Genomic DNA, 19,235 nt, shown 5'->3' with positions numbered 1-19,235 from the left:
GACCGCAGACTCCCGCCCACGACCAGCACGAGCACCCCGGAGAACCGTCACGCCAGCCCCTCCGACCAGCACGTTCGAAGATGGCGAAGGCTCAATGAAGTTGGACCACTGCACCGTTCGTGCCATCGATCCTTGACCCCCCTGGTCAGGGCCTCACGAGGCGGTGTCAGCCTCCTGGTGGATGATCCGGTCATGCCGATTGCGACCAACGAGCGCGGCCACGTGGTGAAGCGCGCCACCAAGCCCGCCATCGGGACGATGCTGGCCAACCTACGGCGGGGCAATGCGCACATTGTGGAGCGGTTGGACGAGGAACGGCCCGGCAGCTCATACATCCAGGTCCTGCTGCGCGAGAACAACACCTACCAGCTCGAATACCGGGACGGCGTGGCCGAGCAGCACTTCCAGACCATGACCGTTTCCCAGGAGAAGGTCCTCGTGGCGCTGCTCGGCTGGGCTGCCGCGAAGCCGGGCTGGCAGGACGGCTTCATGTGGAACAACATCGGCGAGCAGTTCAGCTCAAGCGACCAGCCAGCACCGGAGTCGTACGACGGTACGAAGCAGCCGGCGGACCCCAAAGCAGTCTGACCAGGGCGGTCAAGGTTCGATGGCACGAACCGTGCAGTGGTCCAGCTTCATTGGCAATCGGTCCAGGTTCGCTGTCGCAGGTCCCCGCGTTGCTGTCCTGTCTCGCTCAGTCGAGTCGCCTTCTCAGCGAACCCAGGCGTTCAGCCTTCTGTCTCAGTGAACTTAGGCGGGGGTGCGCGCCGGGGGACCGTCCCATCTACCCGCTGTATTCCCTGCCTGCCGACATGGTGCAGGCTGGACGTCATGCTTGCTGATCATTACGAGTACGACGTGGTCGTCACGGCTGTGGCCCCAGCCGGGACCGCCGTCCACGTGGACGGGGACGACGGTTTCATCGACCAGACCAAGCACCCCTCATGGCGGTCGGACACTCCCCGCGCCGCGGTCGGCGACCAGATACGCGCGGTGGTACTGGACGCCACCAGGACTCCGCCACGGTTCAGTGCCCTGCCGAGCGACATACAGACGGCGCGGAGCCTGCGCCATACCGAACCACTTCTCCGTCTCTGCCCGCCGCCTGGCGGTGACCGCAGCACCGTGGAGTGGGCCGCCGTGGAGGAGGCGTTGGGCATTGCCCTGCCAGCCGACTACAAACGGCTCGTCCAGGCCTACGGCGGCGGCCTCTTCGCCGGGGTGCTCTGGCTGCTGGAACCAGGCTGTCCGGACGCGATGTACGACCTGGTCAACCAGACCGCGGAACGCGAGGAGATCCTCGCCGAACTCTGGGAAGCGGGCGAGGACAAGCCGTCGGAACTCGATGAGGGAAACGCCAGGCTGGTGCCCTGGGGGTACGTGGAAGGTGCGGGACACTTCCTGTACTGGCTGGTCCGGCCCGGTGTCGAGCCGGAGGAATGGACCGTCATCCTCAACGAGGGGCGCGGTCCGCTCTGGGAGGCCTATCCGGCCTCGTGCAGCCAGTTCCTCCTTGACGTGGTGGCCGGCACGACGGCGTCGTTCTACTTCACCGACCTCGACGACGTCGTTGCCCAGGAAGACAGGATGCGCTTCTCACCCAACTCGCTGATCCTTGGCAAGTAGGAGCAGTCGGCGGGGCCGCACCGGGGACCACGTTTCGCTGGACTTGCCTCTCCCGCAGCGGCTGCGTTAGTTGAATCGAGCCTGTCTCACGCAATCCAGTTCATGCAGGTCAGCCCGACCGTAGGCGACTCACTTCATTGAGACTGGACAGCAGATCGGGGAGCTGGAAGGAGTACCGGCTGAGCAAGCATGTTCACGTGGTGGCGCGCGAAGGGGGAGAGCCGGGCGACGTCCTGGTCGTGGACGTCGAAGCCGTCGGCGCGGAGCTGGGCGAGGTCGGTGTCCATTTAGCGGGTGTTGAAGAGCACCAGGGCGTTGAGGACCAGGCCGAGCGCGCCGAGCCGCCCGCACGCCCTGGCCCGGGGTTTGTGCCGCAGGTCCGGCAGGTCCATCTCGGCGTCCGCGACCTGCCGCCGACGGGGCGCCGTCACGGGAGCACCGTCGGTGTTCGGGCCCTGACTGCCGGATCCTGACGGTGGCCTGCAGCGCCCTGGCGGTCTTCTCGTCCGGGTGACCGCGTCTTGGGCTACAGGCTGGGCGTCTCCTCCTGCGCGGTGTTCCCGTTCTCGTCGGCGTCGGGGGCGTCTTCGGTGTTCTCTGCGGTGCGGCGGTAGTAGGGGTGGGTGGTGTCCATCCTGCGGGCGAGGTGGAGGGGGGTGGGGGTGCTTTGGCGGACGTCGGAGGTGATGCCCTGGTTGGTCAGGACGGCGGCGACGGCTCCGATGAGGTCGCAGTCGGCGTCGGGTCTCTGGGCGATGACGGTGAACCGGGTGGCGGTGTGGGCGTAGCCGTTCTTGCTCTGGCTGCCGCTGTCGAAGCGTGTCTCGTCCTTGCCGAAGCGGCCGGCGGGGCCGGCGGCCCAGGTGCGGGGGACGTTGACGAGCAGGAGGTCTGGGTAGGTGTGGGTGCCGTCGTCGGTGGCGAGTTGGAAGAGGCTGGTGGTGGTGTCGGTGGCGCGCCAGGTGCCGTCGCTGGTGCGCATGTGGGCGCCGGTGGGGCGGCCGATGCGTTCCAGGTCGCCGATGACGCGGACGGTGGCCAGGGGACGTTGGGCGCGGGGGAGGCTGTGGCCGGGCAGCCAGGACGCCGGCCGGGGCATGCCGGGGAGCGGGTCCTGGCCCAGGGCTTCGTCGGTGAGGCCGGCCCAGATGTACTCGGCGGAGTCACCGTCGAGGTAGAGCACCGCGGGGGCCGCTTCGGGCAGTTGCGTGCGGGTGGCGATGAGGGCCTGTTCGACAATGTCCGCGGCGGCGCGGGCCTGGAGTGTCTCGTCTCCAGCGGTGGGATAGCTGCTGACGTCCCAGGCGAGGTCAGCGGCGTGCAGGGCGGTGGTGGCCGGGCTGTGGGACAGCCACTGCCCGGCCTGGGGGCTGTAGGCCCAGATCTGCCAGGGGTCGTCCTTCCCTCCGGTGGGGCGCATTGCGGTGAGGGTGGCGGTGATTGGTGCCGGTTCGGTGGTGCGGCGCCTGCCGGGCGTGTGGCGCCGGGCGTGGCGGCGGACGTGGATGCCGATGTGCCACCAGTTCTCGAACGGCAGTTTTCCGAATGCGGCGCCCAGGCGGTGGTCGGTGGCGCCGACGCCGCTGAGGATCTCGCGCAGCACGTTCGCGGTCGAGCTGTCGAGGCCGCTCTGGCGGGAGGCGACCTTCTTCGCCCGGTAGTTCTCGTTGTAGGGCTTGCCCTCCCGGGTGTGGGTCGGAACTGGCGGCGGAGCCTGCTTGATGTACTGGGAGGTCGCCGCGAGGCGCGCGAGGGCCTGCTTGGAGGGCCACTTGCCGTCCTCGGCCTCGGCCTTCTCACGGGCTTCGACGCTCGGGTACCAGCGCTCGGGATCCCAGTCGGTCTCGCAGATCGCCGCGACGCGCGTGTCCTCGCGGGTGTAGGGGGCGAGCATCTGGGCCAGGTCCCGCTCGCGCTCGGCGCTGGTGCGCGGTCCGTGGCCCAGCGCGCCGGCCTTGTCGTGGAGGAAGACGACCTCGATGCGTCCGCCGGCCGCAGGTTCGGCGACACCTTCGACGGCCTTCCAGCCTTCGCCGGGGCCCCACTGGGCGGCGATCGCGGCCTTCACCCGGGCGCGGACCTCGTCGGTGCTCCACAGGACGGGGACAAGAAGGGTGCCCACGCCGGCGGCGTCCAGAGCGGCGGGGATCCGTTCCAGGGGGATCGGTCCGCTGACGCGCGAGCCGCTCTCGGTGGGCGGCACCTTGATGCCGGGGACCTCGATGAACACGGGGCTGCGGTGGCTGTACTTCTCGCACCTGGTGTCGATGGCCTCCTCGACGCGGCGGAAGAACTCCATGCCGTGTCCGCGGCCCAGGCCGGGGGTACGGGCGCTGGCCGGTGCGACAGCCCAGATTGGCCCGAGGGCGGCACCGGCGAGGGCGTCGTCGGCGAGGTGCTCGGGGAAAGGCGGAACATTCGCGCTCAGGCGGGGCAGGGCAGCCAGGCGGCGGCTGGCGGCGACCGCGGGGACGTTGAGGCGGCGCTTCCACGGCGGGCCGTCGGTGGCTGCGGCTACGACGAGCGGCTGGTCGGGGTTGGTCAGCAGGACGGTGGCGACACCCTTCCAGGAGGTGGCCAGGAGGGTGGTGGTGGCGTTGACGGTCAGCGCGTGGCGCCGGGAGTGCCCGCTGGCGGCGGTGCCGATGGTGATGCGGGGCAGCAGGTGGCGCACGATGCCCTCGCGGTCGGGTTCGGCTGGCAACTCGTGGCCGACCGCGGCCAGGCGGCCGTCGGTGCACAGGGCGAAGCGGACAGGGGTGCCGTTGTCGCGGGGCCACTCGAGGGCGGCGAGTTCCTCGGCCAGGCGCCAGCGGGCGAGTTCGCCCGGCCACCAGCCGCGCGAGCGCTTGCCGGCACGGGGTGGCTGGGGCAGGACGGCGGGGCGGGGCTCGGCCCGGGCGAGGAGTTCGGCCAACTGTTCACCGATGCGCCGGCCGTCGGGGCCGGGGACCACGGCCTCGGCCCAGTAGCTGAACACGTCGTACCGATCCTCGGTGCTGATCGGCGCAGCGCACAGGAGTTCGTAGCAGCCGTCGTTCCACTGCCAGCGCGCCCAGGTGCCCGCAGCCGCGCGCAGGACGGACTCCAGCGCCCGGTAGGGCGGCTGCACGTCCAGGCCGGGACCGACGTTGCGCTTGTACTCCTGCGCAAGCTCCACGGCCAGGTCCATGACGGGGGCGTCGGGCCGGTAGGCGATCACCTCCCCCAGGTCGGCAGGGGCGGTGCGGAACTGCAGCAGGCGGGCCTGCTTGCGGGCGACGCTGTCCAGCGGGCGGCTCATGCGTACTCTCCCAGGTAGGCGTCAGCCCGCGCGCAGCGCGGGCAGCAGGTGCTGGGCGTGGGCGTACTCGGCGATTTCCTCGATGGTGTGGCCGTAGCAGCTGCCGAGCTGGGCAAGGTCGTCCTGCGGGGACTGCTCAAGCAGGCCCCGGACCAGGGTGGGCAGGTCGGATCCCCAGATGGGGTCGTGGAAGGCGCCGTCGATGAAGTGGAGCTCGACGTGGGTATGCCCGCGGCGTCCGCGGCCGGCCAACTGGACGCTCTGTCCCAGGAGGGTGGCGACGAGTTCGTACTTCAGCTCGTCGGGCAGGGCGGAAAAGCGCTTGGGCGCGTTGAGGTTGAGGCGCAGATGCGCGTCGGCAGCCGCGCGGGCCCGGGCCAGGACGGCCGCGGCATCGCTGCCGGGGACGGTGTCGCGCCAGGCCCGGGCGGCGACACTGGCCGCCAGCACCGCCGGGTCGTCGGCCGGCATGACCGGCCGCACGCCCATGGCGATGAGGGTGATGGCCGACACGGCGACGCCCTCGAACACGGTCAGCACGTTCAGGCCCCGCTCGGTGCGCGGCAGCGGCGAGATGAGCACTTCGCCGTCGAGGTCGGCCAGTTCCGCGAAACGGTCCCGGGTGAGCTGGCCGATCGCGTCGCAGACCGGCGGCAGAGAGGGATCGGGGGTGTCCGCGACGGCGACGTAGATCCGCAGCCGCCGTCCGAGGGCGAGCGCGGTGTCGTACAGGGTCTGGGCGAAAAGGCGGGCCTGCCGGTAGGAGTTGACGGTGATCAGGGCCCGCGCGCGATGCCGGGTGCGCTCATCCGCAGCCAGCCGGGCCAGGTCGCGCACCAGGCCCGGCGCGTAGCCGGCGGCCAGCGAAACGACCCGCTGGTCGCGTTCGCGGTAGGGCGTGCTGCCGACGGCCAGGAGCTTCCCGTCGGCGACGGGGGTGCTGTTGAAGATGGTCAGGCCGCCCGCAAGGGTGTCGGGCATAGCCCAGTCGGGGCGGGCGAGCAGATGGGTGCGCGCCGCGCCCGGCATGAAGCCGGTGGCGGACATGCCCAGGACGGTACGCTGGCGGCCGCTCAGGGCGAGGGAGACGATGCTGCCGAGGAACTGTGTCTCGGTGTGGGGGTCGGCGCGCAGCACCTCCATCTTCAAAATCGCGTGGGCGCCGGGGTCGTCCAGCCCCTCGAAGCGGAACCCGCCCAGCTGGCGGCCCAGCGGGCCGAACGGGACGACGGTACCGGCGCCTTGGTGGCCGATCGCGTCGGCGAGCTTGGAGGCGGCCTCGATGCCGTGCCCGGCGAGCTCGCTGGCCCGGTCCGTCAGGTCGAACATCGTGTGGACGATGGCCGTCAGCCACGTTTTCATCATCAGCGCGTGCAGGACGCCCGCGGTGGCCTCGGTGCGCGTGACCGCCCGCACCGGCTCCGGCCCGCCGGGTGCGCGCTGCACCGGCACCGTGGACGCAGCAGGTACTTCGTCGGCCTCACCCTCGGCGGCGGCGTAGGCGGGCAGCGCGGCGCAGACGATCTCCCGCAGCTCCTCCTTGAGTGGGGCCAGCTTCCACTCTCCGCCCTCGTCGATCGTGAGCATCCGCTCCAGCACGCCCGGGACGGGCAGCAGCCGATCCGGCAGCACGGCAGAGGAAGGCCGGTCGCCCGGCCGGGTGGCCACACGCGGGAGCAGGGCTTGCAGGCAGTCGGCCTGCTCGGCGGTGGCCGCGGCCTCGGGATCCACCCCGATCAGGTCCTCCAGCAGGTGCCGGTCCCATTGGTGGGGCTGGTACCAGCGCTTGCGGTCCTGCAGGACCTGCCGGGTCCGGCGCGGGTCCTGCCCGCGGGCCATGGCCCGCGCCTGGGCGACCTCGGTGCAGACCTCCTCGCCAGCCACCAGGTCGAGCAGCTGCTCGGCCAGGAACACCGCCCGGGTCAGGGGCCGGCGCACGGCCACCGCCAGCCGCGGCGGTGCCTGGTGCAGGCTGTCGCGGATCTGCCGCAGCACCGTGGCCGGGCGGGAGCGGGAGGCGAGCTCCAGCACGCCGCACTCGCTGAACCCCCGTGCCTGGTAGGCGTCGACCTCGTCGACGACCACATAGGACGCCAGGCGCAGAAGGAACTCCCGCACACTGATGCTGTTGCGGACCTCCCCGTCGACCTCCACCGGAACCTTGATCATCCCGGACTGGAAGCAGGCATGGGTGGTCACGATGATCCTGGCCCACGTCGCGGCCTCGATGTGGGAGAACTTCCCGCAGGACGACACGTACGGGCACAGCGCCCGCTCCGGCTGGCCGAAGGCGTCCGAGGCGGCGACCGTGCACGGCTCCCTGCCGGCCTCGAAGGCGTCGCGTCCCTCGAGCTGCGCCTGTACGGCGCACCCGTAGGCGGAGTTGTTGACGAGGAAGGCGATGCTCGCCGAGGCCTGGGCCAGCGGTACGCCGGTGCCCTCCAGTTTCGCGGCGGAGCGCAGCGCGAAGTCATAGCGGCTGTTGGGGGCGATGAACGGCGTGGCCGTCGCCTTGACGCCCGCCGCCCGCAGCTCCTGCTGCAAGGTGGCGGCCTCGCCGTAGACGTCGCCGTTGTCGCTGACCACCAGCACGGTGGTGCGGTCTAGGCCCGCCTGCTGGATCGCCAGCCCCCGGCCGAAGACGTTCTTGCCCACGCCCGGAGGCGCACTCAGCAGGTGCATGCGGCCCGGCGGCAGGACGACGGGTTCCAGGGGGCGCTGTCCGCCACCGACGGTCCCGCGCAGCAGCAGCGCGATCTGCTTCTCGCGGAAGGCCGGGCCCTCCATGTCCTGGTCGGTGTCCCGGCTCTGCCAGCCGAGCTCGTCGGCGTCCACCACCAGGTCCACCGACGGCGCGGTCACGACCCGGGGTGGCCTGTACAGCCCCTGCTCGTCGGGGAAGGCGAGCTGGACCCGCCCGCGCGATGTTGGAGCGGACCAGCTCGATCCGCTGGCCACTCGCAGCGGCCGTCGGCGCCTGGTCGGCGCGAGCAGGCGGTCGGCGACGTCCGCAGGGTCCTGCCCGTGAACCGGCAGCACTTCAAGCGCCCGGCCCCGCTCGCTGTACCCCAGCGTGTAGAGGGAGGGCAGCGGGTCGTCCGCGTCCGGGGTGTGGAAGACGTCGTGGACGCCCCGTTCGATGTGGTGCAGTAGCGCCTCCCCCCGGTGGCGGGTGCCCAGCAGCGCGCCCAGGCGCTGCTTGTCCGCCTCGGGCCACTGCTCCCATCCCGCCACGACGCGTGGCGCGTGCCCGGTGAGCAGGACGTGGGCGTCCGCGATGCGCACCACCTGTTGTCCGTCGCGGAACCGGGCGGGGAGGAGGTACTCGGCCAAGGCCAAAGCTGCGGCCAGGGTCCTGCTCACGCTCCCTTCACCTCCGCCACCAGGTCGGTGTCGGTCAGCACGCGCGCGCCGCTGTCCCGCACCACCCGGCGGAGCAGCGGCAGGTATCCGCGCAGGTGCTCAGGCACCACGAAGCACAGCTCGCCCGGGTCCTCGGGGTCCTCGCGCAGCTTCTGGGCCAGCCCGTACGGGCTGGCCCAGGTCTTGACGTCGACGCGCCACGTCCGGGACCGAGCGGGACGGGTGACGTGCAGGTCGTAGGCGTCGCCGAACGGCCACAGCCGCACCTGCGCACCCGAGGCGACCAGGCGGTCGCGCAGCTCGACCTCCAGCAGGCCCGGTAGCGTCACCCACAGCCACAGGGCGTAGGGCAGCGCCACGTAGCCCTCCACGGGCAGCAGTTCCGGCACGGTGCGCAGTTCGCCGCGCGGCGCCAGGCTCCAGCCCTCCGCAGTCGGCTCGGCCCGGTACCGGGCGCCCAGCAGGCTGTGGCGGTCGTCCTCGCATTCGAGGTCCACCGCGCCGTTGAGGCGAAAGGCGGCACACATCGTCCATCTACACATCGGGCACGCTGCCCACAAGCTGCCGAACTGCCGGGTTGGGGAGATACCGGTGTACGCACCCAACTCGACCAACGCGGTGTTCCGGGACAGCTCGCGCCGTGTCAGGACCGGCGTGCGGACCATCGCCTCCCGGCCCCGGGTGTATGCCTCGAAGCCGGCGGCCCTCAGCGCACGGAAGACGGCGTGCTGGACGGTCTCACCGGAGATCCGGGATAGCCCGGCGCTCACCGGCAGCATCCCCACCGCTCGCAGCAGACTGTGCAGATGGCGGATGTCGGCACCGATCCCCGGGGCCTGGTGGCCGTGCTCGGCGGCCTCCACCGCGAGCCGGTGCAGCGCCGAGCTGGGCATGCCGTCGTCGTCGAGCAACCACAGCTCACCGAGTACCGATCCCTGGGGCACTCCATCAGCAGCCGCATACGTCCTCTAGCCTCACCCTCGCTGCTGCTCAGGGCAAGGGCCGCGACCACACAGGCGTCGAGCGCCGCGCGCTGGTCCTCGTCGAGTTCTTGAACGGCCGCTGCCGTCCCGGCCACCGCCGACACTCCGGTCCTCCCCGCGCACATCAAACCCATGCCACAACCCCAACCCCTCTGCCACGTGGGAGGGCACGGCAGTTCGGGAACCTTCCCCCGATCCGGTGATCCCGGTCCTACATACGCGGTGAGGGGGTCTCCCGGACAAACTCGTGTCCGGCAGCCGCCGGACCGGGGCCAGCAGCGTCCGTTCAGCGCCTGGCGGGGGCCCGGTCCCGGTCCGGGGGTGTCTCCGCCCTGTGTCGGTGCGGGCTGGGATGCTGACGCGATGAACGGCGACGGGGGCCGTCGGCGAGGTCGGAGACGATAGCGGAGCCCCGGGGCTCGGGGAAGTCGAAGGTGACGGCGATGTCCTGTGCCTTGAGCCAGGCCGCGAGGTCGGCCTTCACGAAGAGGTGGTCCGCGCTGTCCTTGCCGCGGGCCCGTCGCCCGCACGGTGTGTCAGGGTCGCCCTTGGTGGCGGGGTCGTGCGGATCTTGTCGTGGCAGAGTCGCGCCGTGAGCTGGCGGCCACAGCCGCCCGGCAGGTTCACGCCGCACCACCAGGTGGTCCCGTCGTGTTCTTTGAGGAAGGCGGTCAGCTCCTGCGGATCCTCCGGGTAGATCGCCGGTTCATCGGAGTCCGGGGATCCGACAACCGCGGTCTGGATAAGGCGTCTGTCCATTCTGCTCCCAATGGGCCGAAAGGTTACCTGCGCAACATTGTGCTCCTGTCTACCGACACAACGGCCCCTTCCGGGCGTGGATCGGCTGATGACCAGCTGCCGCGCTCGCCCGCGCCGTGCTGCTGGAACGGAAGCGAGGCGGCCGTCCCGCGTGCCGGGGTGCTGGGGCTGTACCGGTCCAGGCGCGGGCGGCGAGCGACCTGAACTGCCCCCTTTCCGCAGGGAAACCGGTATGCGCACCGCGTCATTGAGATGATGGAGGAGTTTCCAAAAACCTTTTTCTGCAGGAGAGTTGATGCGCAAACGTTCGAAGCACCCGCTTCCCACCTTCAGCCAGTTCCTCATGGCGCCCCGCATGATGCGGCGCATCTCCGTCTGGATGCGCGATCACGGTCTGACCTTCGAGGAGGCCCGGGCCTGGGATGCGTCGCGGCACCTGCTGATCGTCCACCTCACCGACACCTACGGGCCGCAGTGGCGCCGCAGCGGCCCTGCCGAGCTGGTGGTGCTGGCCGGCCGGGCGGTGGACTTCGACCCGAAGCTCCTGCCGTACGGGGTGAAGGGCATCTACCACCCGGAGACCCTCGCGGCGGTGCGCAGTCGCGAGCTCCGGTCCGAAACCGTCGGCGGCTGAGAGGAGCCGTTGTTCAGGTCGAGCAGGGCGGTGACGATTGCGGGTCGTCCGAGCCCGCGTAGGACGCAGTAGCTCCTTTCGGAAACACCACGAGTCGGGCGGAATTGGCCCGCCCGCATCACGACCGACCGGCTGGAAGGCCGCCACCCCAGTGGGTGACGGCTTCCCAACGCCTTCTCGTGGCCCGGCAGCCCACCGCCGGGCCACGACTACCGCCCCGGCAGGGGGACGGCCCGCTACGCCCACTCGACTCCGTGCTCGGCGAGCTGCGCGAGCTGGCCTGGCGTGAGCTTCGCCCGCCTGGCCTTCTGGTTGTTGAGCCAGGTGCCCAGCGCGAACTGCGACACCACCACCTGCTCCTCGCCCCCAGGACCCGCCTCCACGGCCTCCACCAGCTCCTTGTGCGGGCGGGGCACCCGGGGATGCCGCTCCCGCTCAACGAACTGGGCGAGCGCGGCCAGGCCAGCCGCGAAGCGGTCCGCCCTCGACACCTTCGGTTTCGCCTCGGCGGCGGCCTTCGCTGCGACCAGCTCTGGGTCGGCCTCGATCCCGACCGCCGCGAGCAGGTCCTGCTGCTCGGCCTCCAGGTCGGGCCAGGCGGCCCGCTGCGCGCGCACCCAGTGGCCGAGCTGTTCGCCCTCGTACACGGTCTCCAGCGGCAGCGACGGCCAGTCGACGCGGCCGTCGGACTCCAGCCACCACTGCCGTGCGACGGCGTAGGTGCGCTGCCAGGTGATGGGCCAGGCGGGGCACCACCAGGGGTCGATCTCCTCCAGAGCCCTGCGCCGCTGCGGCGCGAGCGCGCCCGGCTGGTCGGCCGGCACCTGCGCGGCGGCCCGCAGCTCGGACAGCCACGTGCCGATCGCGTACCCGCCGACCGAGGCCCGCGCCGGCGCCGCCAAAGACCCGCCGTGCCCCTTCGCCCACACCCGCGCCCAGTCCAACCCGGCCTCGAAGCGGGCGTCGGACACGGACCAGATCATCCCCAGCGCATCGAGCATGTCGACCCGATGGCGCGCCAATTCACCTGCCGCGTGCTCACTACGCCGCTCGGAAAGCCATTTCCCGAGCGGGAAACTCCCTTCCTCAGTCGGCCCGCGCTGGCGGATCGGCCCGCGCGACCCGACCATCGCGGAATAGGGAACCTCGAGCCCGCCGGTCTCCTCGTGCCAGCGCCTCGCGTGGTTGATGCCCGCCCGCCAGTACTGGTTCTCGCCCGTCAGGACCCGCGAGGCGATGAACAGCGCGAGCACGTTCCCGTCCACCGGCACCTGGAACCGCACCGGCAGCGTGAACGCCCCACCACCGCCCGCCCCGACCTCACCAGACCAGCTCTCACCAGGACCTGAGACAGCCTCGGCGCTGCCCCCCTTCGTGCGCTTGCCGGACTTCTGCGGCACCGCCAGAGCCTCCACCACCCGCGCGTCGTGGCTGCTATGGGGTGGTGGTGGGAGTGCGGGTTGGGGTGGGGGTGGGTCTGGGGTTTCGTGGGTTGGTTGAGAAGGTTTTGGGTCGGGGTGGGTTCGGGTGGGTTGGTTCTGGGGGTTGTTGGTGTTGCTGGCGGAGAGGTGGGCGACTCAATGAACCTGAGACACCAACAGTCTGGCTGACTTACCGTCGCCCTATCATCCAGGCAACTTCATCGAGGAGGCGCGTCGATGTCCGTTGTCACAGCGCGTGTGCTGCGCGAGGCGATAGGGGTCTTCTTCAGAGACGCCTTCAACGCAGACACGGTCGAGGAGATCTGCACTGAGATGGGGCTGGAGCCGCCGGCGCCGCCGGACGACGTCGCATTCTCCAGCAAACGCGCGTACGTGGTCCGCCGCCTACAGGGCAAGCCGCTTGTGACCTGGTGACCCTCGCCGCTCATCTTGACGAGGAGCACGACATCCCCGAACTGCGGCAACTGATAGCCCAGGTCGGTCCGGTCGGTGTGGCGGGCCAGCCCAAGAACCTGATCTTCGCCGCCCTCGGTCCCAAGCACCGCATGGTCCTCAGCGACGCGATCAACAACGACATCCAGCTCGTCGGGAACGAGCAGTACTGCCTGCACTACGACCAGCCGCTCGACGCAGGAGGCCTCACCTGGCGCCAGTTGATCACCTGGTGGGCTGCCCGGCAGGGGCTCGAAACGAGCACGGAGACGGAGGTCTCCCAAAGCCTCTACCAGCGGCTTCTGAAGTCTGCCGACAACGAGGCAGAAGAACTGATCCTGCGCCGCTACGCCCAACGCTACGTAGATGTTGGGCCAGACATTCCGGCCTTGATCCCCCAGGTGTACCTGCATTACGACCCCTACACACGGCACGGCCTCGGACCCGCGGGCTCACCCTTGCCACGTCAGCGGATGGACTTCCTCCTGCTGTTTCCCAACAGGACCCGGATCGTCATTGAGCTGGACGGGCTCCAGCACTACGCCGACCCGATGACCAGACTCGCTGCCCCTGACCGGTACGCGGCCATGGTGGCTGAGGACCGGCGTCTGCGGCTACGCGGATACGAGGTCTATCGCTTCGGCGGCTCCGAACTGGTTGACCGTGAAGCCGCATCCAATCTGCTCGATGACTTCTTCACCCAGCTCGCTGCCCGCTACAAGCCGTAGTCGGCGCGCCAGCTGAGTGCTGCTCCTACGTCGTCTCCTGCGAATGCCCAGAACCGTTGCTACCGCTGCTGGCCTGCCACCAGGAACGCAAGGAACGGCTGGAACGGGAGGCCGAGAAGCAGCTGGAAGCCGCCCGGGAGGTGAACGCCTCGCTGCGCCCGTGCTGGACGTGCCGGGGCTCGATCGGCGGTCAGGAGGGTTCGGAGCTGGAGCTGAGGGAGGAGGCCGGCCCGGACCGGCTTGAGTGCCCGGGCTACGAACAGCCCCGCAAGGCAAAGGACTTGGGCCAGCTGGTGCTGCCCGCCCCGACCAAGCGGGAGCTGGTGGCCGCGCTGGTCTCCGCTCCTCCGTGGTGGGAGGGCCGTGTGCTCCACACGAAGCTCTACCCGGCGAGGGGCCACAGGTGTGACCTGATAGTCCCAAGAGGCGCGAAATAGCTCTACTGCCACCTTGTCTATACCTCTGTGGCAGGGCGGCTGAAGTGTTCGACGTAGTGGTCAGATTAGCCGGATCGGTGACTGTGTGTGGTGGCTGAGGGTCGTGGGGCCGGTCGGTTGCTCATTGGGTTGGCGGGGGTGCTTTCGGCGGATATTCGGCCAGGAATTCCGCCCGGCTGTCTTTGTGAATTGGTTGCTCGTGATGGTTTGAATTTGGTGGGATTGGTCGGAGTGAGGGGTGATGGTGGGGTTGACGTCCCCCGTGGCCTCTGCCGTCCGGCCAGGGGCCGCAGGCCACCGCGCCCGCCCGTGCTGCGCCTCGCTGGCCCGTGCGACGGCCCGGGGACCCGCCGTCTGGTGACGACGCAGGCGACACCCCCACAGCCCCTCTGAGGGGCCGCCAGGCCCCGGCCCCCGCTGTCCTGCCCGGTCCCGTGCAACACCACAGGAAAGCTTGACGGACCAGTCCCGATCCCACAGGGACCGTCGAACGGCCGGCCCTGTCGGCCGTGGCAGTTAACGTGCGGCGAGGCCGAGGGCCGGTGACCAGGGAGGGTACTGAAGTGGGTGGCAACGAGTGGGCGGCGACCGGGCCCTACCAGAAGGACCTGGGGGCGGCGTTCCGCCAGGCGCAGGAACTGGAGCTGGCGGAGGACGACCACGGCTTTCCGGGGCGCGGCATCGTCGAGCTGTGGGAGGACGAGGGCTGGCGCGAGTACATCCTGACCGGAGGCACCTGCACGGTGCTCGACTTCTACGCGCTGATCGACGCCGAGGCGGGCGACCAGTTCGCCATGATGCGCCCCTTGACCGACGAGGAGATCCGCAGCTGGGCTCCCCACGGCCAGCCCACACGAGAGCAGTGGGACGCCTCGATACGTCCGCTGCTTGACCCGGTCGGCCGCGGAATCGGCCGCTGCACAGTGCTGTACCAAGATGGCGAACCAGCCGAGATCGCCTACTGGGGCTGCACCGCGGACTAGATTCAGCGCCGACCACACTCCGCCGAGACAGGCCACCCAAGCTGTCCGTGCCAGGCCGTCCTGCCCGCGCCATCTGGCCACACGCCCCGCCCCTGACCCGGACCAGGGTGGGCGCGGCCTCCAGGTGCCGGGCGTAGGTGCGCCGGGTGTTCGCCGAGCGGTAGTGCGCGATCCAGCCGCCGGCGACGTCGGGCAGCGGGTCGCCGTAACCTCACTCGGCGACCAGGTCCTCGCGTAGCCGCCGCGCCTCACTCGGCGGCGAGTTCGGTCATGGCTGCGTGCTCCCTAGAACACGTACATGCGGGGGGCGGGCTTGGCGTCGGCGACCAACGATCGGCGCCAGACGTCCGCCCCGTCCTGGGCTCGACACTCGAAGGTGAAGTGGACAGGTGTGATGGTCTCGATCGGGGCCATCGCCACGGGCACCGCGAACGTCCTACCTTGGGCGACACGCTCGACCTCTAGCGCAGGTCGGAGTGACGTCGAGGTCCCCCTAGCATCCGGGGCCTGGATCCCGTGGACACCCTCACCCTCGACCCGAACCAGGACAGTGGCCAATGCAGGTCCCGAGGCCTGCGTGACCTCGAACTGACTGGCGTGATCCGATCCCTGGAACGCACCCTTGAAGGCAACCGTGAACTGCGGCCCACGGGCTTCGCGCCGGTCGGTCTCCTCGGCATCCAGCTGGCGACGCAACAACTCGACCTGTTCCTCGGCGGCGCGTACCTGGTCCTGCACGGCAATGACGTATTCCTCGGCGGCCTGGGCCTGCTGCTCGGCGGCGTTGGCCTGGCGCCGGGCGACTTCGGCGGCCGCCTCCGCGGCTTCCGCGCCCGCCCTGGCGTCTCTCGCCTGGCCCCGGGCGATGTGCGCCTGCCAGAAGGCAGCGCCAGCGGACGCTGCGCCGAAGACCGCCGCCGCGGTCGCGATGATCTGGTCAGCTTCCACGGTGTCCCCTCCTACCGGCTGCCGACGGGTGCCGCCGGAGCGGCCGTCAGCCTATCGGCGCGAGGAGGAAGGATAACGGGGATTATCCTTCCTTCTCCCGAGGCCGTTCCGGTGGTCAGCGGATCAGTTTGTGCAGCACCGGGACGCTCAACCCGAAGCCGGTCAGGCCGGCCAGGACCGCGCTGGCGGCGGGCCCGCCGCTGAGGAAGGTCAGCCCACCGGCGATCAGGCCGATGAAGGCCGCCGCCAGGAGGATGATGGCGGTGCGGACCGTCAGGAACGGGTCGGGCTCGGGCGGGGAGGCCGGGGTCGGGGTCGGGGTCGGGGTCGGGGTCGGGGTCGGGGTCGGGGTCGGGGTCGGGGTCGGGGTCGGGGTGGGCGAACTCACGTTCTTCTCCATCGGGCCGTCGGTGATTCAAACGCCCACTTCTACGTCGTGCCGGGCCCGGTACCCCACGGACGACTTCGCCCGGGGGCCGTTCTAAAGAATCTTGAAAAAGTCCGTGGGGTACCCGTGGGACGGCCACTTACAAGGGGTCGAACTCGGTTCCGGCGCAGCCCGGGAGCTTGCGAGTGGGGTGGGCCGGGGCCGAAATCGGCCCCTTCACTCTGAACGGGCCGAGGAGACGATCGAAAGGGGAGGCGATGCAGGGCGACGACGCGGGCATGCAGGTCGCGGCCGCGCGCGCCCGGGACCTACAACCCGCAGACCGGCCCAGCCAACGCGACCTCGGCGCGCCCGTCGCTCCCGAGATCCTGGAAGCGTTCTACGCCGAGAACTCCCGCGAGAGCCGGAAGGCCCGGAAGCAGCAGGAGAGCATCGACCAGCGGATGGCCGACCAGCGGATCGTCGAGTTGTTGGCGCAGGACGGCTTCGAGGGGCCGCGGTATGACCGGTTCGTCGACGAGCTCGTCCGGTACGGGATCGCGGTGCTGCGGGCTTGGATGCACTCCGGGTACGTCTTCAAGCTCGTCGCCCACCGCGGGTTCGGCCTCAACCCGCACGAACTCGAGCTGGAGGAGCTGCACCGCAACACCGACCTGAGGGAGGAGCTGGCCACCATGACCGTCGCCCTCGCCCTGCCCCGCTTCCGTCAGCGAGCGTTCGTCGAGGGCGGCTGGCGGTTAGACGGCGGCGCCAGCATCACCACCTACTTCATGGGCGCCTGCGCCTACGACTTCCCGAACCAGTTCCGCCAATGGCGGACCAGCGAGGAACGACAATCCCGGGTCCTCGGACGGCAGAAAGCCGTCTACGAGGACCCACTCCGCACCCTGAGCGTCGCCGACGAGGTCCTCGGCAACCTGCGAGTGATCACCGACATCGAAGAGCTCGACGACCCGAGGGTGAGGGCGGCGGTGGCGATGACCATCGACGGCTACTCGCAGGAGGAGATCCGCGAGGTCCTGGACGCCAAGACCGTACGGGCCGTGGAAGGCCTGCTTTACCGGTGGCGGACCAAGGCCAAGCAGCATGAGGAGCGTGGCGAGCGTGGATGACGACCAGGACTTCGACGCGCTTCTGGAGCGGTCCTCCCTCGGCTCTCCCGGGGCTCGTCGGCTGCGTGCAAGCACCTCGGCGTCGCGTGCCGCCGCCGTCCGACGGATTGTCGAACTACGCAGCATCCTCACCCATGCAGACGACACCGCGGCCAAGCAAGCGATGGCCGAGCTATCGGAGGCACTGCACGGCATCGGCCACAGCACCCCTGAGGCTGCCCTACGCCGTGCCTATGAGCTTCTCCATGACTGGGGTATCAGCTTCCCCGAGCCGGATGATCCCGCAACCACGTCCCCCGAGCCACCACAGTTCGATCGTGTCTCCCTTGAAATGGACAACGAGGAGACCATGCGACACCTTCAGCGGCACCTGGGGGACTACGGCATCCCGAGCAGGGTCACGCCCCCTCCCGGGAACGATGAGTGGCCCACCCTTGTGCTGACCGTGCGCGTAGCCCCTCATCAGGTCGCCCGACTGACCGCGGTGGTGAGCTTCTATCTCAGCGAAAGGCCCGATGTACGGATCACCATCCGCACCCCGGACGGACGTGCCATCGAGATGGCATCGAACCAGCCTTTGTACATGGACAGGCCGATTCTTGCCGCCCTCGAAGGGCTACCGAGGGCAGAACGAGATTGATCATTATCCTTCCCTTTCTGGGCTACTCCCCTGCCCCTCCGACCAGCTGGTGGAGGCCCAACACGCTCGCCCCGCAGGCCGTCAGGCCGGCCACCCAAGCTGTCCGTGCCAGGCCGTCCTGCCCGTCGCCCCGGACCGGCGTCCGCCGTCCGGCCGGGGCCGCAGGCCACCGCACCCACCCGCGCTGCGCCTCGCCGCCCCGTGCCCCGGGGTACCCGCCACCTGGTGGCGCCGGCAGGCGACACCCCCGCTTCCCTGAGGGACCGCCAGGCCCCAGCTTCCGCCTTGCCCTCCGCCCGGTTTTCCCGCGCCCCGCACGTGCCCCACGTGTGCCCTGCACCCTTTTCTCGGTGGCGCCGTAGGCGACACCCCCACAGCCCCTCTGAGGGGCCGCCAGGCCCCGGCCTTTTGCCGGGTCCTGGACCCATTTTCTGCCGTTCCTGTGACATTTCTGTGCGGTGCTGCGCCCCGGATTTTTCGGGAAGGTGGTGTCCGGGCATTATTTGTCGGTTGATGCCGGTAGCGGGTTGGCAGATGGTGTTTCGTCATGGGCGGAATCTCGGCGGTCGTGGAGGGTTTTCTGATGTCCATGTATCGAGGTGTTTCATGGATCGGCGGAGCGAGTTTTGGGCCGGGCGGGGGGATGGATTTCCCGGTGACACCCCCGCGCGTCTCGGAGGGCCCGGTCCGGTGACATGGCCGTGCGTTTTCGAGGACCCCGCGCTGCGCCCCACTCAGGCGTTTGTGACGGGGTGGGGTGTGACGGGTCGGGGGCTGTTGTCTCGGTGTGTCCCGGTTCCGTTCCCGCCATGGGCTGAGGGGCCGGGGTGGTGACAGCTCTTGCATCTTCGACGCCCGTCCCGGCACGGGCGCGAGAGGCGTGGGAGGCCTGCCCAGGATGCCCGGTGCCGGGGCCGCTCCTGCTGCGCCCGGCGCCCGCAACCGGGGGCCATCGGGGCCCGCTGGGGGTGCCTGCCCGTTGGTGCCGGCCGCGCTGCGCCGACGTCACGGGGCGCAGCCCCGGTGGCCCGTCAGGGCCCTCTGCCTCCGGGTAAGACGCTGCCGTCGGCAAAATCGCGCCATATCGTCAATGAGGGCTGCGCCGGATATCGCCCTCCCCGTCAGGGGAGGGGCCTTCTACCGGAAATTCGCGTCACATCGTCAACGCCGGGGCCGCCCCGCAGGGGAGGGCCCACTACCCGAAATTCGCGTCACATCGTCAACGCTTCCCATGGCGGGCCGCAGGCCCGTGCCAAAACCACCCCGAAGTTGAGGCCCCGCCAGGGGCCGCCACCCGCCCACTAATTCGCCGCAGGCGAATAGCCTCAGCCACCCCGCCCGGCGCAGCCGGGCCCCGAGGCGCAGCCTCGGGCCACCACCCACGGTGACGCCGCCAGGCGGCACCCCCGCACCTGGCGGTGCGCCAGCACCGCCGCATTTCCGTCAGGAAATGCCTAAGCCGCAGGCTTCCGCCCCC

At 70.2% G+C, this 19,235-nt stretch carries 15 protein-coding genes and 1 pseudogene; 9 read left to right on the top strand and 7 right to left on the bottom strand.

The annotated features are described in order from the left end of the window. Positions 1-192 precede the first annotated feature (192 nt). Entirely contained in the window at positions 193-588 is a 396-nt protein-coding gene (locus tag ACZ52R_RS42365) for a hypothetical protein (protein ID WP_465755476.1), read from the top strand. Positions 589-831: 243 nt separating this feature from the next. Beyond that, on the top strand, positions 832-1,626 hold the full coding sequence (locus ACZ52R_RS42360; protein WP_465755475.1) for an SMI1/KNR4 family protein: 795 nt from the start codon (positions 832-834) through the stop codon (positions 1,624-1,626). A 109-nt stretch (positions 1,627-1,735) separates the two neighbouring features. On the opposite strand, the pseudogene ACZ52R_RS42355 reads toward ACZ52R_RS42360, so the two are convergent. The 4 genes and pseudogenes from ACZ52R_RS42355 to ACZ52R_RS42340 form a co-directional block, all read right to left on the bottom strand. Further along, positions 1,736-1,970 (bottom strand): annotated as a pseudogene (locus tag ACZ52R_RS42355) (Tn3 family transposase); the annotation flags it as partial. A gap of 182 nt (positions 1,971-2,152) precedes the next feature. Continuing rightward, the gene (locus tag ACZ52R_RS42350; protein ID WP_465755474.1) at positions 2,153-4,909 is read right to left on the bottom strand and encodes an RNaseH domain-containing protein; all 2,757 of its coding nucleotides are present in this window, start codon (positions 4,907-4,909) and stop codon (positions 2,153-2,155) included. A gap of 21 nt (positions 4,910-4,930) precedes the next feature. Beyond that, complete coding sequence (locus tag ACZ52R_RS42345; RefSeq protein ID WP_465755473.1) at positions 4,931-8,272, bottom strand: hypothetical protein; 3,342 nt, start codon at positions 8,270-8,272, stop codon at positions 4,931-4,933. Further along, positions 8,269-9,216 (bottom strand): restriction endonuclease-related protein, encoded by a 948-nt coding sequence (locus ACZ52R_RS42340; RefSeq protein WP_465755472.1) that lies wholly within the window; start codon positions 9,214-9,216, stop codon positions 8,269-8,271. The genes ACZ52R_RS42345 and ACZ52R_RS42340 overlap by 4 nt, the downstream gene beginning before the upstream one ends. A gap of 1,093 nt (positions 9,217-10,309) precedes the next feature. Between ACZ52R_RS42340 and ACZ52R_RS42335 the strand changes: the two genes are divergently transcribed. Beyond that, on the top strand, positions 10,310-10,648 hold the full coding sequence (locus ACZ52R_RS42335) for a hypothetical protein (protein ID WP_465755471.1): 339 nt from the start codon (positions 10,310-10,312) through the stop codon (positions 10,646-10,648). Positions 10,649-10,884: 236 nt separating this feature from the next. Here ACZ52R_RS42335 and ACZ52R_RS42330 read toward each other — a convergent pair whose 3' ends face one another. Further along, positions 10,885-12,066, bottom strand: a complete 1,182-nt coding sequence (locus ACZ52R_RS42330; protein ID WP_465755470.1) for a helicase associated domain-containing protein — start codon at positions 12,064-12,066, stop codon at positions 10,885-10,887. Positions 12,067-12,306: 240 nt separating this feature from the next. Here ACZ52R_RS42330 and ACZ52R_RS42325 point away from each other — a divergent pair, with 240 nt between their 5' ends. From ACZ52R_RS42325 to ACZ52R_RS42310, 4 genes are all read left to right on the top strand, one after another. Next, on the top strand, positions 12,307-12,504 hold the full coding sequence (locus ACZ52R_RS42325) for a hypothetical protein (RefSeq protein WP_465755469.1): 198 nt from the start codon (positions 12,307-12,309) through the stop codon (positions 12,502-12,504). Then, positions 12,501-13,250, top strand: a complete 750-nt coding sequence (locus tag ACZ52R_RS42320) for a hypothetical protein (RefSeq protein ID WP_465755468.1) — start codon at positions 12,501-12,503, stop codon at positions 13,248-13,250. The genes ACZ52R_RS42325 and ACZ52R_RS42320 overlap by 4 nt, the downstream gene beginning before the upstream one ends. A 56-nt stretch (positions 13,251-13,306) precedes the next feature. Further along, on the top strand, positions 13,307-13,687 hold the full coding sequence (locus ACZ52R_RS42315) for a hypothetical protein (RefSeq protein WP_465755467.1): 381 nt from the start codon (positions 13,307-13,309) through the stop codon (positions 13,685-13,687). Between the two features lie 563 nt (positions 13,688-14,250). After that, positions 14,251-14,670, top strand: coding sequence for a hypothetical protein (locus ACZ52R_RS42310; RefSeq protein WP_465755466.1), 420 nt, complete (start codon positions 14,251-14,253; stop codon positions 14,668-14,670). A 285-nt stretch (positions 14,671-14,955) separates the two neighbouring features. On the opposite strand, the gene ACZ52R_RS42305 is transcribed toward ACZ52R_RS42310, so the two are convergent. Both ACZ52R_RS42305 and ACZ52R_RS42300 read right to left on the bottom strand, forming a co-directional pair. Beyond that, positions 14,956-15,618, bottom strand: coding sequence for a hypothetical protein (locus ACZ52R_RS42305; protein WP_465755465.1), 663 nt, complete (start codon positions 15,616-15,618; stop codon positions 14,956-14,958). Between the two features lie 115 nt (positions 15,619-15,733). Further along, positions 15,734-16,006, bottom strand: a complete 273-nt coding sequence (locus tag ACZ52R_RS42300) for a hypothetical protein (RefSeq protein ID WP_465755464.1) — start codon at positions 16,004-16,006, stop codon at positions 15,734-15,736. Between the two features lie 257 nt (positions 16,007-16,263). Between ACZ52R_RS42300 and ACZ52R_RS42295 the strand changes: the two genes are divergently transcribed. Together ACZ52R_RS42295 and ACZ52R_RS42290 are read left to right on the top strand one after the other, a co-directional pair. Next, positions 16,264-17,118 (top strand): hypothetical protein, encoded by an 855-nt coding sequence (locus tag ACZ52R_RS42295; RefSeq protein ID WP_465755463.1) that lies wholly within the window; start codon positions 16,264-16,266, stop codon positions 17,116-17,118. Next, complete coding sequence (locus tag ACZ52R_RS42290; protein ID WP_465755462.1) at positions 17,111-17,758, top strand: hypothetical protein; 648 nt, start codon at positions 17,111-17,113, stop codon at positions 17,756-17,758. Before ACZ52R_RS42295 ends, ACZ52R_RS42290 begins: the two co-directional genes overlap by 8 nt. Positions 17,759-19,235: the final 1,477 nt, after the last annotated feature.

Source organism: Kitasatospora sp. NPDC034023, assembly GCF_055575795.1.
The sequence above is the reverse complement of the archived record's forward strand: the minus strand, read 5'-3'. Positions and strand labels throughout refer to the sequence as shown.

Coding starts and splice junctions, on each gene's coding strand:
- ACZ52R_RS42295 (WP_465755463.1), top strand. CDS start 16,264: ATGCAGGGCGACGACGCGGGCATGCAGGTCGCGGCCGCGCGCGCCCGG.
- ACZ52R_RS42335 (WP_465755471.1), top strand. CDS start 10,310: ATGCGCAAACGTTCGAAGCACCCGCTTCCCACCTTCAGCCAGTTCCTC.
- ACZ52R_RS42360 (WP_465755475.1), top strand. CDS start 832: ATGCTTGCTGATCATTACGAGTACGACGTGGTCGTCACGGCTGTGGCC.
- ACZ52R_RS42350 (WP_465755474.1), bottom strand. CDS start 4,909: ATGAGCCGCCCGCTGGACAGCGTCGCCCGCAAGCAGGCCCGCCTGCTG.
- ACZ52R_RS42365 (WP_465755476.1), top strand. CDS start 193: ATGCCGATTGCGACCAACGAGCGCGGCCACGTGGTGAAGCGCGCCACC.
- ACZ52R_RS42325 (WP_465755469.1), top strand. CDS start 12,307: ATGTCCGTTGTCACAGCGCGTGTGCTGCGCGAGGCGATAGGGGTCTTC.